This is a genomic window from Caballeronia catudaia (assembly GCF_001544755.2).
In the GTDB taxonomy this organism is placed as follows: Bacteria; Pseudomonadota; Gammaproteobacteria; order Burkholderiales; family Burkholderiaceae; genus Caballeronia; species Caballeronia catudaia.
Window position 1 is genome coordinate 1 of the sequence record NZ_FCOF02000035.1, and the last position, 19,050, is coordinate 19,050.

Genomic DNA, 19,050 nt, shown 5'->3' on the forward strand with positions numbered 1-19,050 from the left:
GAAACGTGGCAGTCAAAGGAGCTAAATGTGTTACCCATGTCCTGACACACCTGTTACCCATGTCTCCGGTCTATACAAAAGTGGTTGAGTTGTAAGCTGTAGCAAAAGGGCACCGCAAGGTGCCCTTTTGCATTGGTTCGCGGGACGGGAAAGATATGCATCGCGAAGCCGTATGCTCTACGATGAGATCGCGGCTGATGTCCGTACGGAGATTGGTCTTCGAGTTCTGGCCGTCACGAGGAGAGCAGGCATGATCGCGTTACGCAAAATGCATCGTCGTTGGACCGCAGGACTGGTTTGTTCGCTCATCGCTTCGAGCACCGCACTCGCCGATACCGTCGCACTCAAAGCCAATCTGCAACCCTCGAGCGAAGTTCCGCCGCGCGTCAGCAAGGGCCACGGCATGCTCGACGCCACCTTCGACACCGACACGAAACTGCTCACCTGGACCGCGACCTACGCCGAGCTATCTGGCCCGGTGACGATGGCGCACTTCCACGGCCCCGCGCCCGTCGGACAGAACGCGAAAGTCCAGCTGCCCGTCGATAAAAAAGCACTCGCGAGCCCGATGACAGGACAAGCAACGCTCACGGAGCAACAGGTGATCGATCTCATGGCGGGGCAGTGGTACTTCAACGTTCACACGCAGGAAAACCCGACCGGCGAGATACGCGGTCAGGTGATGCCCGCCAACTGACGCAAGCAAGAGCGACAAACCGTCGATGAGCTGGCAAAGCGTCCTGGCTTGCTGGTGTGTGCGCACAGGCATGCGTCCTCATTCGGCGAAACCGCAACTCGACGTCGAGTTCGCGCGAAGATACGCATCCCGTCGACTGTGGACGCCGCGCGTGCCGAAAGGTTGGCAGCTCGATATCCGCGATACGAGCGCCGATGCTCCATTGCGCGGCGAATGGCTCACGCCCGCGACGATCCCCAGCGCAACCATCCTCTACCTTCACGGCGGCGGCTATTACTTCTGCTCGCCGCGCAGTCACCGTGCGATCACGTTCGGCCTGGCGACGCGGGCAAACGCGCGCGTCTTTTCACTGGCCTATCGACTTGCGCCGGAACATCGCTTTCCGGCTGCGCTCGACGATAGCGTCGCCGCCTACCGCCGTTTGCTCGCCGATGGCGTTCTCGCGCAATCGATCGTGATCGCGGGCGATTCCGCTGGCGGCGGCCTCGCGCTCGCGACACTGCTCGCATTGCGCGATGCAGCCGATCCGTTGCCCGCCGCGGCGGTCCTGTTCTCGCCGTGGACGGACCTGACCTGCAGCGGCGATTCGATGCGACTCAACGATGGCCGCGATCCGATGTATCACGCGTCGGTGTTTCCACGCGTGGCCGCGCAGTATCTCGGCGCCGCCGACGCCCGCGATCCCCGCGCATCGCCGCTATTCGGAGACTTCGCCGGCTTGCCGCCGCTCCTGATCCACGTCGGCGACACGGAACTGCTGCTCGACGATTCGACGCGCGTCGCGACAAAAGCGCGCGCTGCGGGCGTTCGCGTCGACGTCGAAATCTGGCGCAAGGTTCCGCATATCTTTCAGATCTGGGCGCCGTTCATGCCGGAAGCGCGTGACGCGCTCACACATGCCGCTGCGTTCATCGAAGCGGCGACGTCGGCAGCGCGGGCTCATCGTCCACTCAAAACCTCGATCGTCTGATATGCGCGCTCGACGGCCGAGGCGCCATAGCGCCGCTCCAGCCTGCGCACGGTGAAGTGGCCATGCGCCATCTGCTGGAAGTGATCGATGAACACCGTGTTGACCATCGCGCCGAGCACCGCGCCGATCGCGGGAATCGACTTCGCCGCCACTTGCTCGCTGACCTGCACCGAGAAGCGCGACGCGATCGTCTGCAAGAACTTGAGCAGCGCCGTCGAGCCATGACTGCTCAGCCCCTTCGCGGCGACTTCACTGGTCGCGCGCGAAACCGACTGCGCGAGCGCGCCCCGCACGATGAAGTAGCCGATATCGGCGTTGTCGTCGCTGGCTTTGGCGCCGCCCATGCCGAGCACCATCAGGCATTGCAATTGCGTTTCGACGCGATGCACGTCTTCGCCCTCGCTGCGCGCGATATCGCAGATCGAGCGGAACATCAGCGTGGTCGTGACCGGCAGTTCGACCGGAAGCGCGAAAAGTCCGAACGCGCCGCCCGCCGCGCCCGTCGTCGCGACGGCCAGCTTGTGCATCAGGTTATGCGGCTTGTCGGGCGGCGGCGCGAGCAACGAATCCGATGGCGCGCTCTTGCCGATCGTGCGTAGCGCGAGCTGAAGGCACTTCCTGAGCGCGAGCTGCGTCGCTTCATCGACTTTTTCCTGCGCGACGGACGGCAAGCGTCCCATCAGTTTTTCGATGGGCGCACCGACGACGCTCGCGAGCTTCATCGTCAGCGACGGGCTTTCCAGCAATTCTTTCGCGCGCGATAGGGCCGCGAAATCTTCGGGCGTGAGCGGCGAGGTGATGATCGGCGTCGGTTCCATGCGATGTTTCCAGTCCGGAGAAGGGTGATTCGGCACGCAGAATTAGAGTATGCCCGCGTGCTATGATTCCATTTCCGTTGACTCGTCAATCATTGCGCCCGCAAATATGGCCGTTCATACAGCCGCGCATCATTCCAGCGGACAGGTTTTGCCTTTTCGCGAATCCCTCATGGCGATGCTGGGCGTCTCGTTCGTCACGATGCTCGTCGCGCTCGATCAGACCGTGGTCGGCACCGCGCTGCCGACAATCGTCGCCGAGCTCAAGGGGTTCGATCTCTACGCGTGGGTCGCCACGTCCTATCTTCTGACGTCCGTCATCACCGTGCCGATTTTCGGCCGGCTCGGCGACTACTACGGCCGCAAGCCGTTCGTGATCGCGTCGATCGTCGTGTTCACTGTTGCTTCCGTGCTGTGCGGGCTCGCCAACAGCATGATGTTCCTCGTGCTCGCGCGCGGTTTGCAGGGCATCGGCGGCGGGATGCTCGTCGGTACTGCGTTCGCCTGCATCGCCGATCTTTTTCCGGACAATGTCGTGCGCCTGCGCTGGCAAGTGCTGATGAGCTCCGCGTTCGGAATCGCGAATGCGGTCGGGCCGTCGCTCGGCGGCATTCTCACGCAATATTACGGCTGGCGGTCGGTGTTCTACGTCAACTTGCCGGTGGGCGTCATCTCGCTGTTTTTTGTATGGCGTTTCCTGCCGCATCTGCGTCACGTCGCGCACGAAGGCAAGATGCGTCTCGACTGGCCCGGCGCCGCGCTGATCGCGGTGGTGCTAGGCGCGCTGCAATTGCTCGTCGAAATGTTGCCGAAGTACGGTTTCAGCGCCGAAACCACCGTTTTGCTTGCGATGAGCATCGCCGCCGGCTTCGCGCTGTGGAAATGGGAGACGCGCTGCGACTACGCGATCCTGCCCATCGACATGTTCCGCAACAAGGCGCTCGCCGCGCTCTTCACGCTCGGGATTCTCGGCGGCTTTACGATGTTCTCGCTGCTGTTCTACGCACCGCTGCTGTTCCAGGGCGGGTTCGGCATGTCGCCGAAAGACGCGGGCATGATGATCACACCGCTCGTCGTGTTCATCACGATCGGGAGTATCGTGAACGGACGCATCGTGACGCGGCTCAAGAACGCGAATCTCATGCTGTACGTCGGCTTCGCGCTGCTCGCGGTGTCGTGCCTGGGCGTCGTCGTCGCCACGCACAACATGCCGCGCTCGCTGCTGCTCGTGGTCATGCTGCTCGGCGGCCTCGGCCTCGGCTTCGTGATGCCGAATCTCACCGTATTCGCGCAGCAGACGGCTGGGCGCGCGCATCTCGGCATCGCGACCGCTTTGCTGCAATCGTTGCGTATGATCGGCGGGATGATCGGCACCGCGCTCACCGGCACGCTCGTGAGCCATCTGTACGCGAGCGGCGTGAACATCGCTCTCGAAAAGGATGACGCGATGCACTGGGCGAGCGATCTCGCCGATCCGCAGATTCTCATCAATCGCGAAGGGCAGCAGACGCTGCTCGCGCAACTGACGGCGGCGGGGCATAACGGCGCGATGCTGCTCGAAGCGGCGCGTGAGGCGCTCGTCGCCGCGATTCACATCGGTCTCGCGCTGGCGGCATTGGTGGCCGTGGTGTCGTTGTGGCAATCGCGCCGCGTGCCGCCGGTGCGCCTGAAGGGACCGCAGGAACCGGTCATCCTCGCCGAATGACTACGGAAATCGAAAGCATGAATGAACAGGACCGTATCGCCGTGATACAGCAGTTCGGGCGCACGTATCGCACGTTCATGTCGGCGTTCGAAGCGGCCGTCGGCCAGCCGATGCCGCGCTGGCGCATCCTGCTCGCGCTGCACGAGCATGCGGGCGTGCTGTCGCAGAAGAAGCTCGTCGAGCGTTTGAAGGTCGATCCGGGCGCGTTGACGCGGCAACTCAAGACGCTCGAAGGGCTCGGCTGGATCGTGCGCAGCGTCGACGCGCGCGACAACCGCGTATCGAATGTCGCGCTGACGGCGCAAGGGCGCGCGGTCGCGGAAGAAAGCCTGCCGCGCCGCAACGCGTTCCTGCACGACACGATGGCGTCGCTGCCCGACGAGGCCATCGAAGCCTTGTCGAGCGCGCTGCACATGTTCGAGGGGCGCATTCAGGAAGTGGCGGCCGCGAACGCGTCGCAGGCGGCCGCCGTCGTAGATCGCGTTTAAAAGAACGTTTCGATCACTTCGGTGACGCGATACTTCGGATCGACGACGAGAATCTGACGCCACTTGTCGAAGGTCAGGCACGGGTGCGAGATGTCGAACGCGATCATGTCGCCCACTTTCAGATCGTCGCCCGGCTTGATGCGCAAATACGCGTGCTGATCCATCAGGCCGAAAATCTCCCAGCCCTCGTCCGGCGATACATCGCGCGGCGCATCGTTGCCCGGACGATAGTGCTTCGCCGGCTCGGGCATGCCCGCATCGAACGCGGAATCGCGCTTGCCGAGCCCGATGATCGCGCGATCCGGTTCCGGAATTGACTGCACATACGCCCACAATTGCAGCGCGGGTTTCAAACCCTGGCCCATCTTTTTCGCGATCGGATTGCGCGCGAAAATTTCGTTCTGCGCTTTCTTGTAGATGCCGACGTCATGCGTCAGATAGCAGCCCGGACGCAGCACGACTTCGATGGCGTCGCTGTTCGCCTTCGCGAATTCGTCGGCGACGACGTCGTACCATGCCGAACCCGCGCCTGACAGAATCGCCGGCTTGCGCGCGATCTTGCCTTCCGCGTTCAGCTTGCGCGTGATGTCCACCGCGCTTTGCAGAAACTCACGCACCTTCGTTTCGTCCTGCAGCACGCCTTCATACAACTCGATGCCCGCGAGCTCGATCGTGCCTTGCCAGCGCGCGATCGCGGCGAGCACGGCCTCGCGCTGCGCGTCGTCGCGCACGCCGGTGCGGCCGCCCGGCACGCCGAGTTCGATCAGCACATTCAGTTTCTTGCGCACTGAACTGAAGAATTCGCCGAGCTGATCGACGCCATCGGCCGAATCCACCAGACAGAAGAATTCGAAATTCGCGTCCGTGAGCAACTCCGCGATCATGCCCATGTTGCGTTTGCCGACGAGCTGATTCGCCAGCAGGATGCGATGCACGCCGCCGCGATACGCCGCGCGCACCTGATGCGCCGTCGCGAGCGTGATGCCCCACGCGCCGGTGTCGAGCTGACGGCGAAAGAGTTGCGGCGCCATCGTCGTCTTGCCGTGCGGCGCGAGCTTCACGCCGTATTCGCCGACGAACGCCTGCATCCACTTGAGGTTGTGCTCGATCCGATCGGAATAGAGCACGGCGGCGGGCAGGCTCACGTCCTCTTCGAGCAGGTTCCATTGCAGGCGCGACGCGTCGTTCAACTGGATGCTCGTGCCCGGCACCATGCCGAGACCCTTGCCGAACGGGTCGATCGTCGCGTTCTGATAGTTTGTAACTTTCATGTGCTGCCACTCCATCGTCCGTTTAAATTAGCCTCGTGCATGATCCAATGCGCACCAAGGTTGACGGTGCTATGTTAATCAAAGTAGCATCGTCGATGGAAATGTTATTTAGTAACATGCGCTGCTCGTAAACCCTCAGAGACAACATGAACGGCCACGCCGACTCGCTCAGCATCGATATCGTCGCACGCATCGCCGAACGCGCGCCCGAGTTGCGCAGCGCGGAGCGCAAGGTCGCCGCGCTGATTCTCGACGACATCGTGAGCGCGTCGCGCGCGAGCATCGGCGCGCTAGCGGACAAGGCCGAGGTCAGCGTCGCGACGGTCACGCGTTTCGCGAAGGCGGTTGGTTGCGAGGACGTGCGCGAACTGAAGCTGCGGCTTGCGCAGGCCGCGGGCGTCGGGCAGCGTTTTTTCAGGCGCGATCCGGATGCGGTGCCTGATTCGCTCGCTGCGCGCATCTTCGAGGAAGTGCAGGCGACGCTCGCACAAAATCAGGGCGCGCTCGCTGCCGCGCCAATCGCCGAGGCCGCCGACGCGCTCGCGGCGGCGTCGATGATCTACGTGTTCGGCATGGGCGGCGGCTCGACCGCGCTCGCCGATGAGATGCGCTTTCGCCTCGTGCGGCTCGGGCGGCCGGTCGCGTCCTATCAGGACGGGCTGTTGCAGCGCATGGTGGCGTCGACGTTGTCGAGAGAGCAGGTCGTCATCGCGCTTTCCGTGACGGGGCAGACGCCCGAGATGGTCGACAACTGCCGCCTCGCGCGCGAGTACGGCGCGCGCGTGATCGCACTGACCGCGCCCGCGTCGCCGCTCGGTGCGCTGGCGGACTGGCTGATTCCCGTCATCGCGATCGAAACCGACTTCATCTACAAGCCGTCGTCGTCGCGCTACGCGATGATGATGGCGCTCGATTTGCTCGTCACCGAACTGGCCGTCAAGCAGGCCGATCACAGCCGTGAACTCTTGCGACGCATGAAGCTCGCGCTCGATTCGCATCGCGGCGGCGGCGAGCGTCAACCCTTGGGAGACTGATCATGGAAGAAGCCGACACGCTGATCATCGGCGCGCGATTGATCGATGGCACGGGCGCCCCGGCCGTTGCACGCGATGTCGCGGTGCGCGACGGGCGCATCGTCGCGATCGTCGAGCCGGGCGGTTTGTCCGCATGGAGCGCCGATGAAACGTTCGATGCGCAGGGCAAAGTGCTCGCGCCCGGTTTCATCGACGTCCACACGCACGACGACACGCACGTGATCCGCTCGCCGCAGATGATGCCGAAGATCACGCAGGGCGTGACGACGGTGATCGTCGGCAATTGCGGGATCAGCGCGTCGCCGGTGACGCTGAGGGGCGCTCCGCCCGATCCGATGAACCTGCTCGGCGATGCCGCCGCGTTCAAGTATCCGACCTTCGCCGCGTATGTCGACGCCGTGAACGACGCGCGTCCCACGGTGAACGTCGGCGCGCTGATCGGGCATACCGCGCTGCGCAACAATCATATGGACCGGCTGGATCGCGCCGCTTCGAGCGATGAAGTCGCGGCGATGCGCGCGCAGCTCGAAGAAGCGCTCGATAACGGCGCGCTCGGCCTGTCGAGCGGGCTCGCGTACGGATCGGCGTTCAACGCGCCGCCGGAGGAATTGCAGGCGCTCGCCGAGCCGCTCGCAAAAGCGGGCGCGCTTTACACGACGCATATGCGCACCGAGTTCGACGCCATTCTCGACGCGATGGACGAGGCGTACCGCGTCGGGCGTCATGCGCGTGTGCCGGTGGTGATTTCGCATCTTAAGTGCGCGGGGCCGTCGAACTGGGGGCGCAGCACGGAGGTGCTGAAGTCCATCGAAGCCACGCGCGAAGGACAGCCTATCGGCTGCGATTGCTATCCGTACAACCGCAGTTCGTCGACGCTGGATTTGAAGCAGGTAACGGGCGATATCGACATCACGGTCACATGGTCGACGCCTCATCCCGAGATGGCGGGCAAGCTGATCCGCGAAGTCGCCGATGAGTGGAAGGTGACGCAGCAGGAAGCCGCGAAGCGGCTGCAACCGGCGGGCGCGGTGTATCACAACATGTCGGAAGACGACGTGCGGCGCATCCTCTCGCATCCCGCGACGATGGTCGGCTCGGACGGCTTGCCGAACGATCCGCTGCCGCATCCGCGCTTGTGGGGCGCGTTTCCGCGTGTGCTTGGCCACTACGCGCGCGACACGGCGCTGATTTCGCTCGAAGAAGCCGTGCGCAAGATGACGAGCTTGTCGGCGCGGCGTTTCAGTCTTGTCGAGCGCGGTGAAATCCGGGTGGGCTATCACGCGGATCTCGTCGTGTTCGATCCCGAGCGCGTGCGCGATGCCGCGACGTTCGCCACGCCGCAGCAGCCGGCGGACGGCATCGACGCGGTGTGGGTGAACGGGGTTTTGACGTATCGCGAGCGGGCCGTGACCGGCGCGCGCGCGGGACGTTTCGTGGCGCGCGGCGCTGCATCGAAGCTGGATGCGGCGGGCGCGTTCTGAAGATTGATTGTTTTGGCAAAGGATTAAAACGATGAAGCGTTATGGCGTGGAAGGTGGCAAGGGACAAGGCGGCGCGCATATGCCGTTCGCACGCGCGGTCGAGGCCGATGGCTGGCTGTTCGTGTCGGGCCAGACGCCGATGGAAGACGGCGAGGTGATCAACGGCGGCATCGTCGAGCAATCGCACAAGACGATTCAGAATGTCATCGCCATTTTGAAAGAGGCGGGTTACGGCACGGAACACGTCGTGCGCTGCGGCGTGTGGCTCGACGATCCGCGCGACTTCGCGTCGTTCAACAAGGTCTTCAAGGAATACTTCGGCGCGAATCCGCCGGCGCGCGCCTGCGTGGTTTCGTCGATGGTCGTCGACTGCAAGGTCGAGGTGGATTGCGTGGCTTATAAGAAGGCGTAAGAAGGCGTGTGCAGTGATATCTCTCGCGCTCACTGAAGACCTCTGCTAAACGGACTCTTGTCGCCGTCGGGCCGCTTTCCTTGATAGGCAGCGGCCCACTCCCTTCGCTAGCCCATCGTCCTCAAAGCTGCAAGAAATCCTTCGACAGCACTGAAGTGCAATCATCGGCTGCTTTCTCCAGGAATGTTCTCAGCATTTTGGCATTGTCCGAGAGCAGTTCATCTCTGGTGGGCGGGTTCGTCTCATCAACAGGCCGTGTGTGGCATAGCGTTTCTGCTACGACTTGTTGTTGTGCCGTGTCGATGAGACGCATACGCGCGGTGTAGAGGACTCGGTAGTGCGTCCAGTTGCTTGGAAAGTAAGTGAACGACCAGTTGATGGTTTTGACATCCAGGAGGAAGTCGATATCGGCACGGTTTCTCAAGAGTGAGGCCAAATCATCGCTTTCCGCGAGCTCAGACCGATGCTGGGCTTTTTGCATGCCATGTTGCGTCACAAGCCGATTCGTCAGCTCTTGACTGATGCGTATCGACGGATCTTCGATATTGTTCTCTTTAACGATCTGATTTCCCGCTGCAATCATTGCGGGCACGCCAAGCAACCCAAACATGACTTTACCGGCGGTCATTGCGCTAAAGCTTGACTTCTCGTATTCGGTGAAGTCGATGCGTTTGCCGGAGAGCGTGGCGACTGAATCCTTGGGCAAAGACTTCTGATCGACGTGGACGCATCCCACGACTAAAACTGCACCCAGCATCGTCAAGCTTTTTTTGATTGTAATATTTCGCATTACTAAATACTTTGATAAAAATGATCGCAAGAAAGTCAACATTGCGCTGACCTTCCATCAGGTAGCTGACATTTTGCCTGCGTTTTGCCAATCTTGCATTATCAAGCGTCAGCAAATTGAAATTGATACGGAACGGGTTGATGTTGAGGCCCACACGCGCCGCGTGTATCGCGCATAAACCGCCAGTCTTTCCGGTTTGCACTCCCGCATGACATCCATGAGGATGCGCGCGACGCAGTGCTCATGAAACCTGGTATGTCCGCGATACAACACGATGTACCGCAGCAGCGAAACATATAGATCTGCCCGGTGCCCCAATTCGGCTGTCCCGTCATCAGGCAATTCGATTTCAGCAGATCGCTTTCCGACGATTTCGACGGCTGCGCGGCAAAATCATGCCGCGCAGCCGCGCTGCTTCATCCCTTGAGCGGCTGCACGGTGAACTGAAGCCCGCTCACGCAAGCGCGGCTTTGATCGACCATCTTCTGAAAGTCCGCGCTGACGATCTCGTCGTGCGCGAGCCACGCCATCTTGCGGGTCAGGCTGTATCGATAGCGATAACCATCCGGCGCCGGCTTGCCTGACAGTTCGAGATCGAACCAGCGGTTGCGCACGGCGCACTCGCGCGCTTGACCATCGGTGCGCTTCGCGACGAGCGCGACATCCGCTCTGGTGGCTTCGGGCGCGCCGAAGTAAAGGTCCGACATCTGCCCGTTGCGCTTGTAACGCGCGAAGGCATCCCAGAGTTCGAGCAGGCCCGGACGGCTGAACGAGTATTGGCTCCCACGCGGGTCGAGCGCTCGCAGATCGACGACGCGCGCTCGCGCCGTGTATCGCTCCGGAATGAGGAAGCCGACCGCCTGGCGCTGAACATCGCATTGGCCCGGCTCGATCGCAACGATATTGCAGATCGCCTTGTCGCTCGCACTCTTGCCCTGGTTGCGATCGGCGATCGACAAGTCCATCAGCGGCTTGCCGCTCAGTCCGAGCGTCGCGTCCACTTCACCTTGTTCTCCGTTCGACAGACGCTCCCTGAATGTCACGTCGACACTCCTGCCCGGTTGGCTAAGCGCAATGGTGTCTTGCCGCACGATGCCATCGGCACCGATCACGAGCGCCCAGCGCTCCTGTATGTCCGGCATCGTGACGCTGGGCGCGAATATGGGATTGGTCGGATTGAGCCACCAGACGGCGCCATCGACTTCCGCGCGCACGATGGCGTGATTCACCGCATAGATATTCGGCGCGATGAGCGGCGAAGCGAAGGCGCCGCGTTCCACCCAGACCGGCTCCGCCTTGATTCCGGAGGCACGCAGCATGGCGGTGAGCAGCATCGACAGATCCTTGCAATCGCCGTACCCGTGCCGCTCGATTTCGGCAAGCGAGAACGGCACGATGCCGCGTTCGCTCGCGCGCCAGTCTAAGAATCAGAAGGCGGCGAAGGGGCGTCCGCGGCGCGCTTACTGCCTCGCCAACCGCGCGTTATCCGGCATCGGCAAATTGAAGTTCGTGCGAAACGGATTGATATCGAGCCCGCCGCGCCGCGTGTATCGCGCATAAACCGCGAGCCTTTCCGGTTTGCATTCCCGCATGATGTCCATGAAGATGCGCTCGACGCATTGCTCATGAAAGCCCGTGTGCCCGCGGAATGACACGATATACCGCAGCAATGAAGCATGATCGATCTGCCCGCCGTAATAGCGGATCTGCACGCTGCCCCAATCCGGCTGTCCCGTCACCGGGCAATTCGACTTCAGCAGATTCGAGAACAAGGTCTCATCGACTGACCCTTCATCGTGCACCGCCTTCAATAAAGAAGGGTCCGGCGAGAAAACCTCGCAATCGAGATCGAGCCGGTCGAGCGACAAACCGTCGAATTCCTCCATCGCCAGCTTGCCGAAATCCGCCGGCGCCGCCAGTTGCACCGAAACCGTCGCGCCGCAAATCGCGGAAACGTCGCGCTTGATGGCGGCGCGCACATCGTCGATCGAATCGAATTGCGTCTGCGCGAACGAGCCGAGATACAGCTTGAACGACTTCGACTCCACGATGTTCGGCGAATCCGCAGGCACGAAGAACGTCGCGACCGCGATTTGCGGCTTGCCGCGCCGGTTCAGCCACGAAAGCTCGTACGCATTCCAGATATCGGTGCCGAAGAACGGCAGGCGCGCGGGCACGCCGATCGAGTCGCGCGCGCGCTTGCGGTCGATCGGAAACAGCAGCGACGCATCGTACTGTTCGGTGTAGTGGACGGGCTTGCCGAGCGGAGATTGATCGGGTGTCATGATGCGTTCGCTATGCCGCTGAGAACGTGCCCGGTCGCGGTCACGACGCGAGCCGATTCGCAGTGGCGAATTTGATCGTCGAAGAAAAAGTCGGGCTCGAATTCGCGAAGGAATTCGCCCTTGTCCAGCCCGCCGAGAAACATCGCTTCGTCGATTTCGATGTCCCAGGCCATCAGCGTGCGGATCGCGCGTTCATGCGCAGGCGCGGAGCGCGCGGTGACGAGCGCGGTGCGGATATGCATCGGCTTGTTGTCGTGGTCGTCCGCGATCCGCTGCAATTTGTTGAGCGCCGCCAGCAGCGGTTTCAACGGTCCGCCGGGCAACGGTTGTTCGCGCTTGTCGATTTCATGACCGACGAACGCGCGCAAGCCATCGCTTTGAAACACGCGCTCGGCTTCGTCGGAGAAAAGGACGGCGTCGCCGTCGAACGCGATGCGAATCTCGTCCGCATAACGGCTCGCCGCGCGCGGCGTTTCGTGCAGCACGCGCGCGGCGGGAAAACCGGCGGCGAGCGCATCGCGAACATCGTCCGGATTCGCCGACAGAAACAGCGACGCGTGCAGCGGTTTGAGATACGCGAACGGTGAACGTCCGCGCGTGAACACGCCGCGCTCGATCGCGAGGCCATGCTCCCGGCACGAATGAAACGCGCGCAGCCCGCTGATCGGATCGCTGCGCGACAGAATCACGACTTCCACGCGCTGCTCGCCCGCATTCAGCGCGAGCAGCTTGCGAATCAGGCCGAAAGCGACGCCCGGCTTCGCGGGCTTGTCGAGCCGCGAGCGTTGCAGCGCTTCGTATTGCGCGAGATCGCCCGTCTCGAAGACGCGGTTCTCATCCTCGAAATCGAAGAGCGCCCGCGACGAAATCGCGACGACGAGCTTGTCTTCGAGCGTGAACTTGGGCATCGCTTACGCCAGGAACAGCTTGTAGACCGGATTCGCCTGCTCGTCCCACCACGGATAGCCGAGCGTCGCGAGGAAGCGTTCAAACTCCGCGTTGTCCGACTGCGGCACCTGAATACCGACGAGAATCGAGCTGGTGTCCGCGCCCTGGTTCCGGTAATGGAACAGGCTGATGTTCCAGTCCGGCGCCATCGACGAGAGAAACTTCATCAGCGCGCCCGGACGCTCGGGAAATTCGAAGCGCAGCAGGCGTTCATCCTGCGCGAGCGGCGAACGGCCGCCGACCATATAGCGTATGTGCTGTTTCGAAAGCTCGTCGTGCGAAAGATCGACGGTTGCGAAACCATGCTCGATGAACGCCGACATCATCTGCGCTGTCTCTTTGCGCGACTTGATCTGCACGCCGACGAAGATATGCGCGGCTTTTTCATCGGCGATGCGGTAGTTGAACTCCGTCACGCTGCGTGTGCCGACGAGCTCGCAGAAGCGCCTGAAGCTGCCGCGCTCTTCCGGAATGGTCACGGCGAACACGGCCTCGCGCGCCTCGCCGACTTCCGCACGCTCCGCGACGAAGCGCATGCGGTCGAAGTTCATGTTCGCGCCCGACGTCACCGCGATCAGCGTCTTGCCCTCGATGCCCTCGCGCTCCGCATACAGCTTCGCGCCCGCGACCGCGAGCGAGCCGGCCGGCTCCAGCACGCTGCGCGTGTCCTGAAACACGTCCTTGATCGCGGCGCAGAGCGCGTCTGTATCGACGGTGACGACTTCGTCGAGCAGCTCATTGCACAGCCGGAACGTTTCCTCGCCGACGAGCTTCACCGCCGTGCCATCCGAGAACAAGCCGACTTCGTTCAGCGTGACGCGCTCGCCCGCCTCGATCGACCGCGCCATCGCGCAGGAATCCTCGGTCTGCACGCCGATCACCTTGATCTCGGGCCGCACCGCCTTGACATACGCCGCGACGCCCGCCGCGAGTCCGCCGCCGCCGATCGGGCAGAAGATCGCGTGAATCGGGCCCTGATGCTGGCGCAGAATTTCCATCGCGACGGTGCCTTGTCCGGCGATCACGTCGGGATCGTCGAACGGATGCACGAAGGTGAGGCCGCGCTCCTGCTGAAGCTGCACGGCACGCACGTAGGCGTCGCTGTACGATTCGCCCGCGAGCACCACTTCGACCGTCGGGCCGCCGTGCGCGCGGATCGCGTCGATCTTCACTTGCGGCGTGGTCGTCGGCACCGCGATCACCGCGCGGCAGCCGAGCCGCGCCGCCGACAATGCCACGCCCTGCGCATGATTGCCCGCCGACGCCGTGATGACGCCGCGCGCGAGTTCATCGGCGGTGAGGTTCGCCATCTTGTTGTACGCGCCGCGTATCTTGAACGAGAAAACCGGCTGATTGTCCTCGCGCTTCAGGAACACGGCGTTGTGCAGGCGCGCGGACAGGTTGCGCGCGGGCTCGAGCTCGCTTTCGCGCGCGACGTCGTACACGCGTGCGGTCAGCACTTTTTTCAGGTAGTCGGGATGTGTCATGCGAGGAGTCGTCTGCGGCCGCAATGCGCGCGGGTTTTTGAGGGCGAAAGCATCAATAATACCGCCAACCGCGCGTTCTCCGGGCGCGCCATGTGTTTCGACCGTCCGGACGGTCGTGCAAAAAAGTGTCGAAAATGACATGAACTCGTCGCGAATATGCACGCAAAAGCCCCTTCTGGCTGCTAGCGCCCGCCGACGCGCGTCATCGCGATGGGTTAGAATTTCCTTTTACGAATCAGCAATCAGGATCGGCAGATGCACCGGCAGCTTCGGATCGAATTCTCGGCGCATGTCTCCCGCGAGTCGCACCCCGCGGCGGAGCGGCATGCCCGTCACGCGCGATCGTGGCGTTGATCCAGGGCACATCGAAGGCGCCGTGAATGATGCTCGCCAGCCAGGCAAGTAGCGAGCGATCCGGCGGCCTTCGCCAAGATAAGTCTCATTCGAAAATTTGCGCCCCCACGCGCATCGCCGGCGTTTCCGCTTCTCTCAGAGCGCGAGCGTCGGCACACCGAACCGTCGAACATGAACGCACCTCAAGCCTTCGATCCGAACGGCGCCCATGCCGCCTTGGCGCTCGATCTCGAGCCCCGTCTGCGCGAAATTCCCTATAACTACACGTCGTTTTCCGATCGCGAAATCGTCATGCGGCTCCTCGGCGACGAAGCCTGGGCCGTGCTCGACGAACTGCGCAACGAGCGCCGCACCGGCCGTTCGGCGCGCATGCTGTACGAAGTGCTCGGCGACATCTGGGTCGTGCGCCGCAATCCGTATTTGCAGGACGATCTGCTCGACAATCCGAAACGCCGCGCGCTGCTGGTCGAAGCGCTGAATCACCGTCTCGCTGAAATCGAGAAGCGCCGCAGCGCCGATCTCTCCGCCCACAGCGACGAAGCCGGTAGCCGCGAACGTGCCGAGCGCGTGCAATTGCTGATTACGGCCGCGCGCCGCGCCGTGGACGCCTTCGCCGCCGAGTTCGGCAGCATGGCCGACTTGCGACGCCGCGCATCGCGCGTGCTCGGCAAAGAGACGCAGAAAGACAACATCAAGTTCGACGGCCTCTCGCGCGTTTCCCACGTGACGGACGCGACCGACTGGCGCGTCGAATATCCGTTCGTCGTATTGACGCCGGACAGCGAAGCCGAAATCGCCGGACTGATCAAGGCGTGCTTCGAGCTGGGGCTCACCGTGATTCCGCGCGGGGGCGGCACCGGCTACACCGGCGGCGCGATTCCGCTGACGCCGTTCTCGGCCGTCATCAACACTGAAAAGCTCGAACAGCTCGGGCCGGTCGAAATGACGGATCTGCCGGGCGTCGAACACAAGGTCGCGACGATTTTCTCGGGCGCGGGCGTCGTCACGCGGCGCGTCACGGAAGCGGCGGAGCAGGCGGGTTTCGTGTTCGCCGTCGATCCGACTTCGCTCGATGCATCGTGCGTCGGCGGCAATGTCGCGATGAACGCGGGCGGCAAGAAAGCGGTGTTGTGGGGCACGGCGCTCGACAATCTCGCCTGGTGGCGCATGGTCGATCCCGAAGGCAACTGGCTCGAAGTCACGCGTCTGGATCACAACTGCGGCAAGATTCACGACGTCGAAGTGGCGCGTTTCCGGCTCGACTGGTTCGACGGCAATCGTCCGCCGGGCGAGAAGCTGTTGCGCACCGAAAGTCTCGATATCACGGGCCGCACGTTCCGCAAAGAAGGTCTCGGCAAGGACGTCACCGATAAATTCCTCGCCGGTCTGCCCGGCGTGCAGAAGGAAGGCTGCGACGGTCTGATCACGTCCGCGCGCTGGATTCTGCACAAGATGCCCGCGCACACGCGCACCGTCTGCCTCGAATTCTTCGGCCAGGCGCGCGACGCGATTCCGAGCATCGTCGAGATCAAGGATTACCTGTTCGAGACGTCGAAGCAGGGCGGCGCGATTCTCGCCGGTCTGGAGCACCTCGACGAACGCTATTTGCGCGCGGTCGGATACGCGACCAAGAGCAAGCGCAACGCGTTCCCGAAGATGGTGCTGATCGGCGACATCGTCGGAAATGACGCCGATGCGGTCGCTGCCGCCACGTCCGAAGTCGTGCGCATGGCGAACGGCAAGAGCGGCGAAGGCTTCGTCGCGGTGAACGCCGAGGCGCGCAAGCGCTTCTGGCTCGACCGCTCGCGCACGGCCGCGATCGCGAAGCACACGAATGCGTTCAAGATCAACGAAGACGTCGTGATTCCGCTCGATCGCATGGGCGAGTACACGGACGGAATCGAACGCATCAATATCGAACTGTCGATCAAGAACAAGCTGCAACTCGTCGATGCGCTCGAAGCGTTCTTCCGCACCGGCAAGCTGCCGCTCGGCAAGACCGACGACGCCAACGAAATCCCCAGCGCGGAACTGCTCGAAGATCGCGTGCAGCAGGCGCTCGATCTGTTGAAGCGCGTTCGCGAGCGCTGGACGTTCGTCGGCGACAAGCTCGATTTGCCGTTGCGCGAGGCGCAGCACTATCTCGTGAATCTCGGCTACGAGGCGCTCGCGGAGAAGTTCGCGGATCGCGTCGACGTGCAGCCGGACGCGAATGTCTTTCACGTTGCCCAGGACCGCACGGTGCGCATCTCGTGGAAGCAGGAGATCCGCGCGGAGTTGCGCCAGATTTTCAATGGCGGCGAGTTCAAGCCGATCCTCGACGAAGCGCAGGCCATCCATAAGCAAGTGCTGCGCGGGCGCGTGTTCGTCGCGCTCCACATGCACGCGGGCGATGGCAATGTGCACACGAACATCCCCGTCAACTCCGACAATTACGCGATGCTGCAGGACGCGCATCACGCGGTCGCGCGCATCATGAAGCTCGCGCGTTCGCTCGATGGCGTGATCTCGGGCGAGCACGGCATCGGCATCACGAAGCTGGAGTTTCTGACCGAGGAGGAAATCGGCGACTTCCGCGCGTACAAGCAGCGCGTCGATCCGCATGGGCGCTTCAACAAGGGCAAGCTGTTCGAAGGCGCCGATTTGCGCAACGCGTACACGCCGTCGTTCGGGCTGATGGGCTACGAGTCGATCATCATGCAGCAGTCGGATATCGGCGCGATTTCCGAGTCCATCAAAGACTGCCTGCGCTGCGGCAAGTGCAAGCCCGTCTGCGCGACGCACGTGCCGCGCGCGAACCTGCTCTACAGCCCGCGCAACAAGATTCTCGCCACATCATTGCTCGTCGAGGCGTTCCTGTACGAAGAGCAGACGCGCCGCGGCGTGTCCATCAAGCATTGGGACGAGTTCAACGACGTCGCCGATCACTGCACGGTCTGTCACAAGTGCGTGACGCCGTGCCCGGTGAAGATCGATTTCGGCGATGTCTCGATGAACATGCGCAATCTGCTGCGCAAGATGGGCAAGAAGAAGTTCAACGCGGGCAACGCGGCGGGCATGTTCTTTCTCAACGCGACGAATCCGCAGACCATCAATCTCGCGCGCAACGTGATGATGGATTTCGGCTACAAGGCACAGCGTTTCGGCAACGAAGTGCTGAAGAAAATCGTCAAGAAGCAGACGGCCAAACCGCCCGCGACGGTCGGCAAGCCGCCGGCCGTGACGCAGGTGATCCACTTCGTCAACAAGAAGATGCCGGGCAATCTGCCTAAGAAGACGGCGCGCGCGCTGCTGGATATCGAGGACAACAAGATCGTTCCGATCATCCGCAATCCGCAGACGACTACCGTCGATTCGGAAGCCGTGTTCTATTTCCCCGGCTGCGGGTCGGAGCGTCTGTTCTCGCAGGTCGGACTCGCGACGCAGGCCATGCTGTGGGAAGCGGGCGTGCAAACCGTGCTGCCGCCGGGTTATCTGTGTTGCGGTTATCCGCAGCGGGGCGCGGGCCAGTACGACAAGGCCGAGAAGATCGTCACGGACAATCGCGTGCTGTTCCATCGCGTCGCGAATACGCTGAACTATCTCGATATCAAGACCGTGGTCGTGTCGTGCGGCACGTGTTACGACCAGCTCGCGGGCTATGAATTCGAGAAGATTTTCCCAGGCTGCCGGATCATCGACATTCACGAATTCTTGCTGGAAAAGAACATCAAGCTCGACGGCGTCGCGGGCACGCGCTACATGTATCACGACCCGTGCCACTCGCCGATCAAGACGATGGACCCCGTCAAGCTCGTCAACGAATTGATGGGCGCGCAGAAGGACGGCTACAAGATAGAGAAGAACGATCGCTGCTGCGGCGAATCCGGCACGCTCGCGGTGACGCGTCCGGATATCTCGACGCAGGTGCGCTTTCGCAAGGAAGAGGAAATCCGCAAGGGCGCGGCCAAGCTGCGCGGCATTCCGCTCGTCGCGGAAGCGGGCGCGAACGCCATCAACATGGCGAACGCGGCGGCAGGTTCGGCGGGCGCGCAACCGGGTTCCGTGCTCAAGGCCGGCGACGGTCCGCAGCCGACCAACGGAACCGCGGGTCAGGACGTGAAGATTCTCACGAGCTGCCCGTCGTGCCTGCAAGGGCTCTCGCGTTACAACGAGGACGCCAATGTCGAGGCGGACTATATCGTCGTGGAAATTGCGCGCAAGGTGCTCGGCGAAAACTGGATGGAGCAGTACGTCGAACGCGCGAACAATGGCGGTATCGAGCGCGTGCTGGTGTAATAGCGAAATCGAGGTTTGATTCGCTAGAGGTATGA

The 19,050-nt window shown here is 62.5% G+C and carries 15 protein-coding genes and 1 pseudogene; 8 read left to right on the plus strand and 8 right to left on the minus strand.

Features of this window, described 5'->3' with window-relative positions; genetic code table 11:
* Nucleotides 1-250 precede the first annotated feature (250 nt).
* A complete protein-coding gene (locus AWB75_RS27100; protein ID WP_061127116.1) occupies nucleotides 251-697 on the plus strand; it encodes a CHRD domain-containing protein in 447 nt (148 codons plus the stop codon).
* Nucleotides 698-722: 25 nt separating this feature from the next.
* A complete protein-coding gene (locus AWB75_RS27105; protein WP_061127117.1) occupies nucleotides 723-1,667 on the plus strand; it encodes an alpha/beta hydrolase in 945 nt (314 codons plus the stop codon).
* Here the strand turns inward: AWB75_RS27105 and AWB75_RS27110 are convergent.
* Nucleotides 1,637-2,485 (minus strand): EcsC family protein, encoded by an 849-nt coding sequence (locus AWB75_RS27110; protein ID WP_061127118.1) that lies wholly within the window; start codon nucleotides 2,483-2,485, stop codon nucleotides 1,637-1,639. The genes AWB75_RS27105 and AWB75_RS27110 overlap by 31 nt on opposite strands.
* Before the next feature lie 106 nt (nucleotides 2,486-2,591).
* Between AWB75_RS27110 and AWB75_RS27115 the strand changes: the two genes are divergently transcribed.
* Both AWB75_RS27115 and AWB75_RS27120 read left to right on the plus strand, forming a co-directional pair.
* Nucleotides 2,592-4,187: an MFS transporter gene (locus AWB75_RS27115; protein ID WP_061127119.1), complete on the plus strand. Its 1,596-nt coding sequence runs from the start codon at nucleotides 2,592-2,594 to the stop codon at nucleotides 4,185-4,187.
* Between the two features lie 17 nt (nucleotides 4,188-4,204).
* On the plus strand, nucleotides 4,205-4,675 hold the full coding sequence (locus AWB75_RS27120; RefSeq protein WP_061127169.1) for a MarR family winged helix-turn-helix transcriptional regulator: 471 nt from the start codon (nucleotides 4,205-4,207) through the stop codon (nucleotides 4,673-4,675).
* On the opposite strand, the gene AWB75_RS27125 is transcribed toward AWB75_RS27120, so the two are convergent.
* Complete coding sequence (locus tag AWB75_RS27125; protein ID WP_061127170.1) at nucleotides 4,672-5,946, minus strand: amino acid deaminase; 1,275 nt, start codon at nucleotides 5,944-5,946, stop codon at nucleotides 4,672-4,674. The genes AWB75_RS27120 and AWB75_RS27125 overlap by 4 nt on opposite strands.
* Nucleotides 5,947-6,092: 146 nt before the next feature.
* Between AWB75_RS27125 and AWB75_RS27130 the strand changes: the two genes are divergently transcribed.
* The 3 genes from AWB75_RS27130 to AWB75_RS27140 are packed head-to-tail and all read left to right on the plus strand — an operon-like array spanning nucleotide 6,093 to nucleotide 8,873.
* On the plus strand, nucleotides 6,093-6,980 hold the full coding sequence (locus AWB75_RS27130; protein ID WP_061127120.1) for a MurR/RpiR family transcriptional regulator: 888 nt from the start codon (nucleotides 6,093-6,095) through the stop codon (nucleotides 6,978-6,980).
* 2 nt (nucleotides 6,981-6,982) lie between these two features.
* The gene (locus AWB75_RS27135) at nucleotides 6,983-8,461 is read left to right on the plus strand and encodes an N-acyl-D-amino-acid deacylase family protein (protein ID WP_061127121.1); all 1,479 of its coding nucleotides are present in this window, start codon (nucleotides 6,983-6,985) and stop codon (nucleotides 8,459-8,461) included.
* Nucleotides 8,462-8,492: 31 nt separating this feature from the next.
* Entirely contained in the window at nucleotides 8,493-8,873 is a 381-nt protein-coding gene (locus tag AWB75_RS27140) for a RidA family protein (RefSeq protein ID WP_061127122.1), read from the plus strand.
* 121 nt (nucleotides 8,874-8,994) lie between these two features.
* On the opposite strand, the gene AWB75_RS27145 is transcribed toward AWB75_RS27140, so the two are convergent.
* The 6 genes and pseudogenes from AWB75_RS27145 to ilvA form a co-directional block, all read right to left on the minus strand.
* Nucleotides 8,995-9,705: a hypothetical protein gene (locus tag AWB75_RS27145; RefSeq protein WP_235012261.1), complete on the minus strand. Its 711-nt coding sequence runs from the start codon at nucleotides 9,703-9,705 to the stop codon at nucleotides 8,995-8,997.
* 37 nt (nucleotides 9,706-9,742) lie between these two features.
* A pseudogene (locus AWB75_RS38750) lies at nucleotides 9,743-10,025 on the minus strand (NADPH-dependent 7-cyano-7-deazaguanine reductase QueF); the annotation flags it as partial.
* A 54-nt stretch (nucleotides 10,026-10,079) separates the two neighbouring features.
* On the minus strand, nucleotides 10,080-11,057 hold the full coding sequence (locus AWB75_RS27155; RefSeq protein WP_200823041.1) for a hypothetical protein: 978 nt from the start codon (nucleotides 11,055-11,057) through the stop codon (nucleotides 10,080-10,082).
* Between the two features lie 66 nt (nucleotides 11,058-11,123).
* Nucleotides 11,124-11,948, minus strand: a complete 825-nt coding sequence (gene queF, locus AWB75_RS27160) for an NADPH-dependent 7-cyano-7-deazaguanine reductase QueF (RefSeq protein WP_061127124.1) — start codon at nucleotides 11,946-11,948, stop codon at nucleotides 11,124-11,126.
* Nucleotides 11,945-12,856, minus strand: coding sequence for a 5'-nucleotidase (locus tag AWB75_RS27165; RefSeq protein ID WP_061127125.1), 912 nt, complete (start codon nucleotides 12,854-12,856; stop codon nucleotides 11,945-11,947). The genes queF and AWB75_RS27165 overlap by 4 nt, the downstream gene beginning before the upstream one ends.
* A 3-nt stretch (nucleotides 12,857-12,859) precedes the next feature.
* The gene (ilvA, locus tag AWB75_RS27170; RefSeq protein ID WP_061127126.1) at nucleotides 12,860-14,383 is read right to left on the minus strand and encodes a threonine ammonia-lyase, biosynthetic; all 1,524 of its coding nucleotides are present in this window, start codon (nucleotides 14,381-14,383) and stop codon (nucleotides 12,860-12,862) included.
* 525 nt (nucleotides 14,384-14,908) lie between these two features.
* On the opposite strand from ilvA, the gene AWB75_RS27175 reads away from it, so the two are divergent.
* Entirely contained in the window at nucleotides 14,909-19,015 is a 4,107-nt protein-coding gene (locus AWB75_RS27175) for a DUF3683 domain-containing protein (RefSeq protein WP_061127127.1), read from the plus strand.
* Nucleotides 19,016-19,050: the final 35 nt, after the last annotated feature.

Excerpts from the sequence above, each read along its gene's own strand:
- AWB75_RS27100 (WP_061127116.1), top strand. The coding sequence starts at position 251 with ATGATCGCGTTACGCAAAATGCATCGTCGTTGGACCGCAGGACTGGTT.
- AWB75_RS27105 (WP_061127117.1), top strand. The coding sequence starts at position 723 with ATGAGCTGGCAAAGCGTCCTGGCTTGCTGGTGTGTGCGCACAGGCATG.
- AWB75_RS27110 (WP_061127118.1), bottom strand. The coding sequence starts at position 2,485 with ATGGAACCGACGCCGATCATCACCTCGCCGCTCACGCCCGAAGATTTC.
- AWB75_RS27115 (WP_061127119.1), top strand. The coding sequence starts at position 2,592 with ATGGCCGTTCATACAGCCGCGCATCATTCCAGCGGACAGGTTTTGCCT.
- AWB75_RS27120 (WP_061127169.1), top strand. The coding sequence starts at position 4,205 with ATGAATGAACAGGACCGTATCGCCGTGATACAGCAGTTCGGGCGCACG.
- AWB75_RS27125 (WP_061127170.1), bottom strand. The coding sequence starts at position 5,946 with ATGAAAGTTACAAACTATCAGAACGCGACGATCGACCCGTTCGGCAAG.
- AWB75_RS27130 (WP_061127120.1), top strand. The coding sequence starts at position 6,093 with ATGAACGGCCACGCCGACTCGCTCAGCATCGATATCGTCGCACGCATC.
- AWB75_RS27135 (WP_061127121.1), top strand. The coding sequence starts at position 6,983 with ATGGAAGAAGCCGACACGCTGATCATCGGCGCGCGATTGATCGATGGC.
- AWB75_RS27140 (WP_061127122.1), top strand. The coding sequence starts at position 8,493 with ATGAAGCGTTATGGCGTGGAAGGTGGCAAGGGACAAGGCGGCGCGCAT.
- AWB75_RS27145 (WP_235012261.1), bottom strand. The coding sequence starts at position 9,705 with ATGTTGACTTTCTTGCGATCATTTTTATCAAAGTATTTAGTAATGCGA.
- queF (WP_061127124.1), bottom strand. The coding sequence starts at position 11,948 with ATGACACCCGATCAATCTCCGCTCGGCAAGCCCGTCCACTACACCGAA.
- AWB75_RS27165 (WP_061127125.1), bottom strand. The coding sequence starts at position 12,856 with ATGCCCAAGTTCACGCTCGAAGACAAGCTCGTCGTCGCGATTTCGTCG.
- ilvA (WP_061127126.1), bottom strand. The coding sequence starts at position 14,383 with ATGACACATCCCGACTACCTGAAAAAAGTGCTGACCGCACGCGTGTAC.
- AWB75_RS27175 (WP_061127127.1), top strand. The coding sequence starts at position 14,909 with ATGAACGCACCTCAAGCCTTCGATCCGAACGGCGCCCATGCCGCCTTG.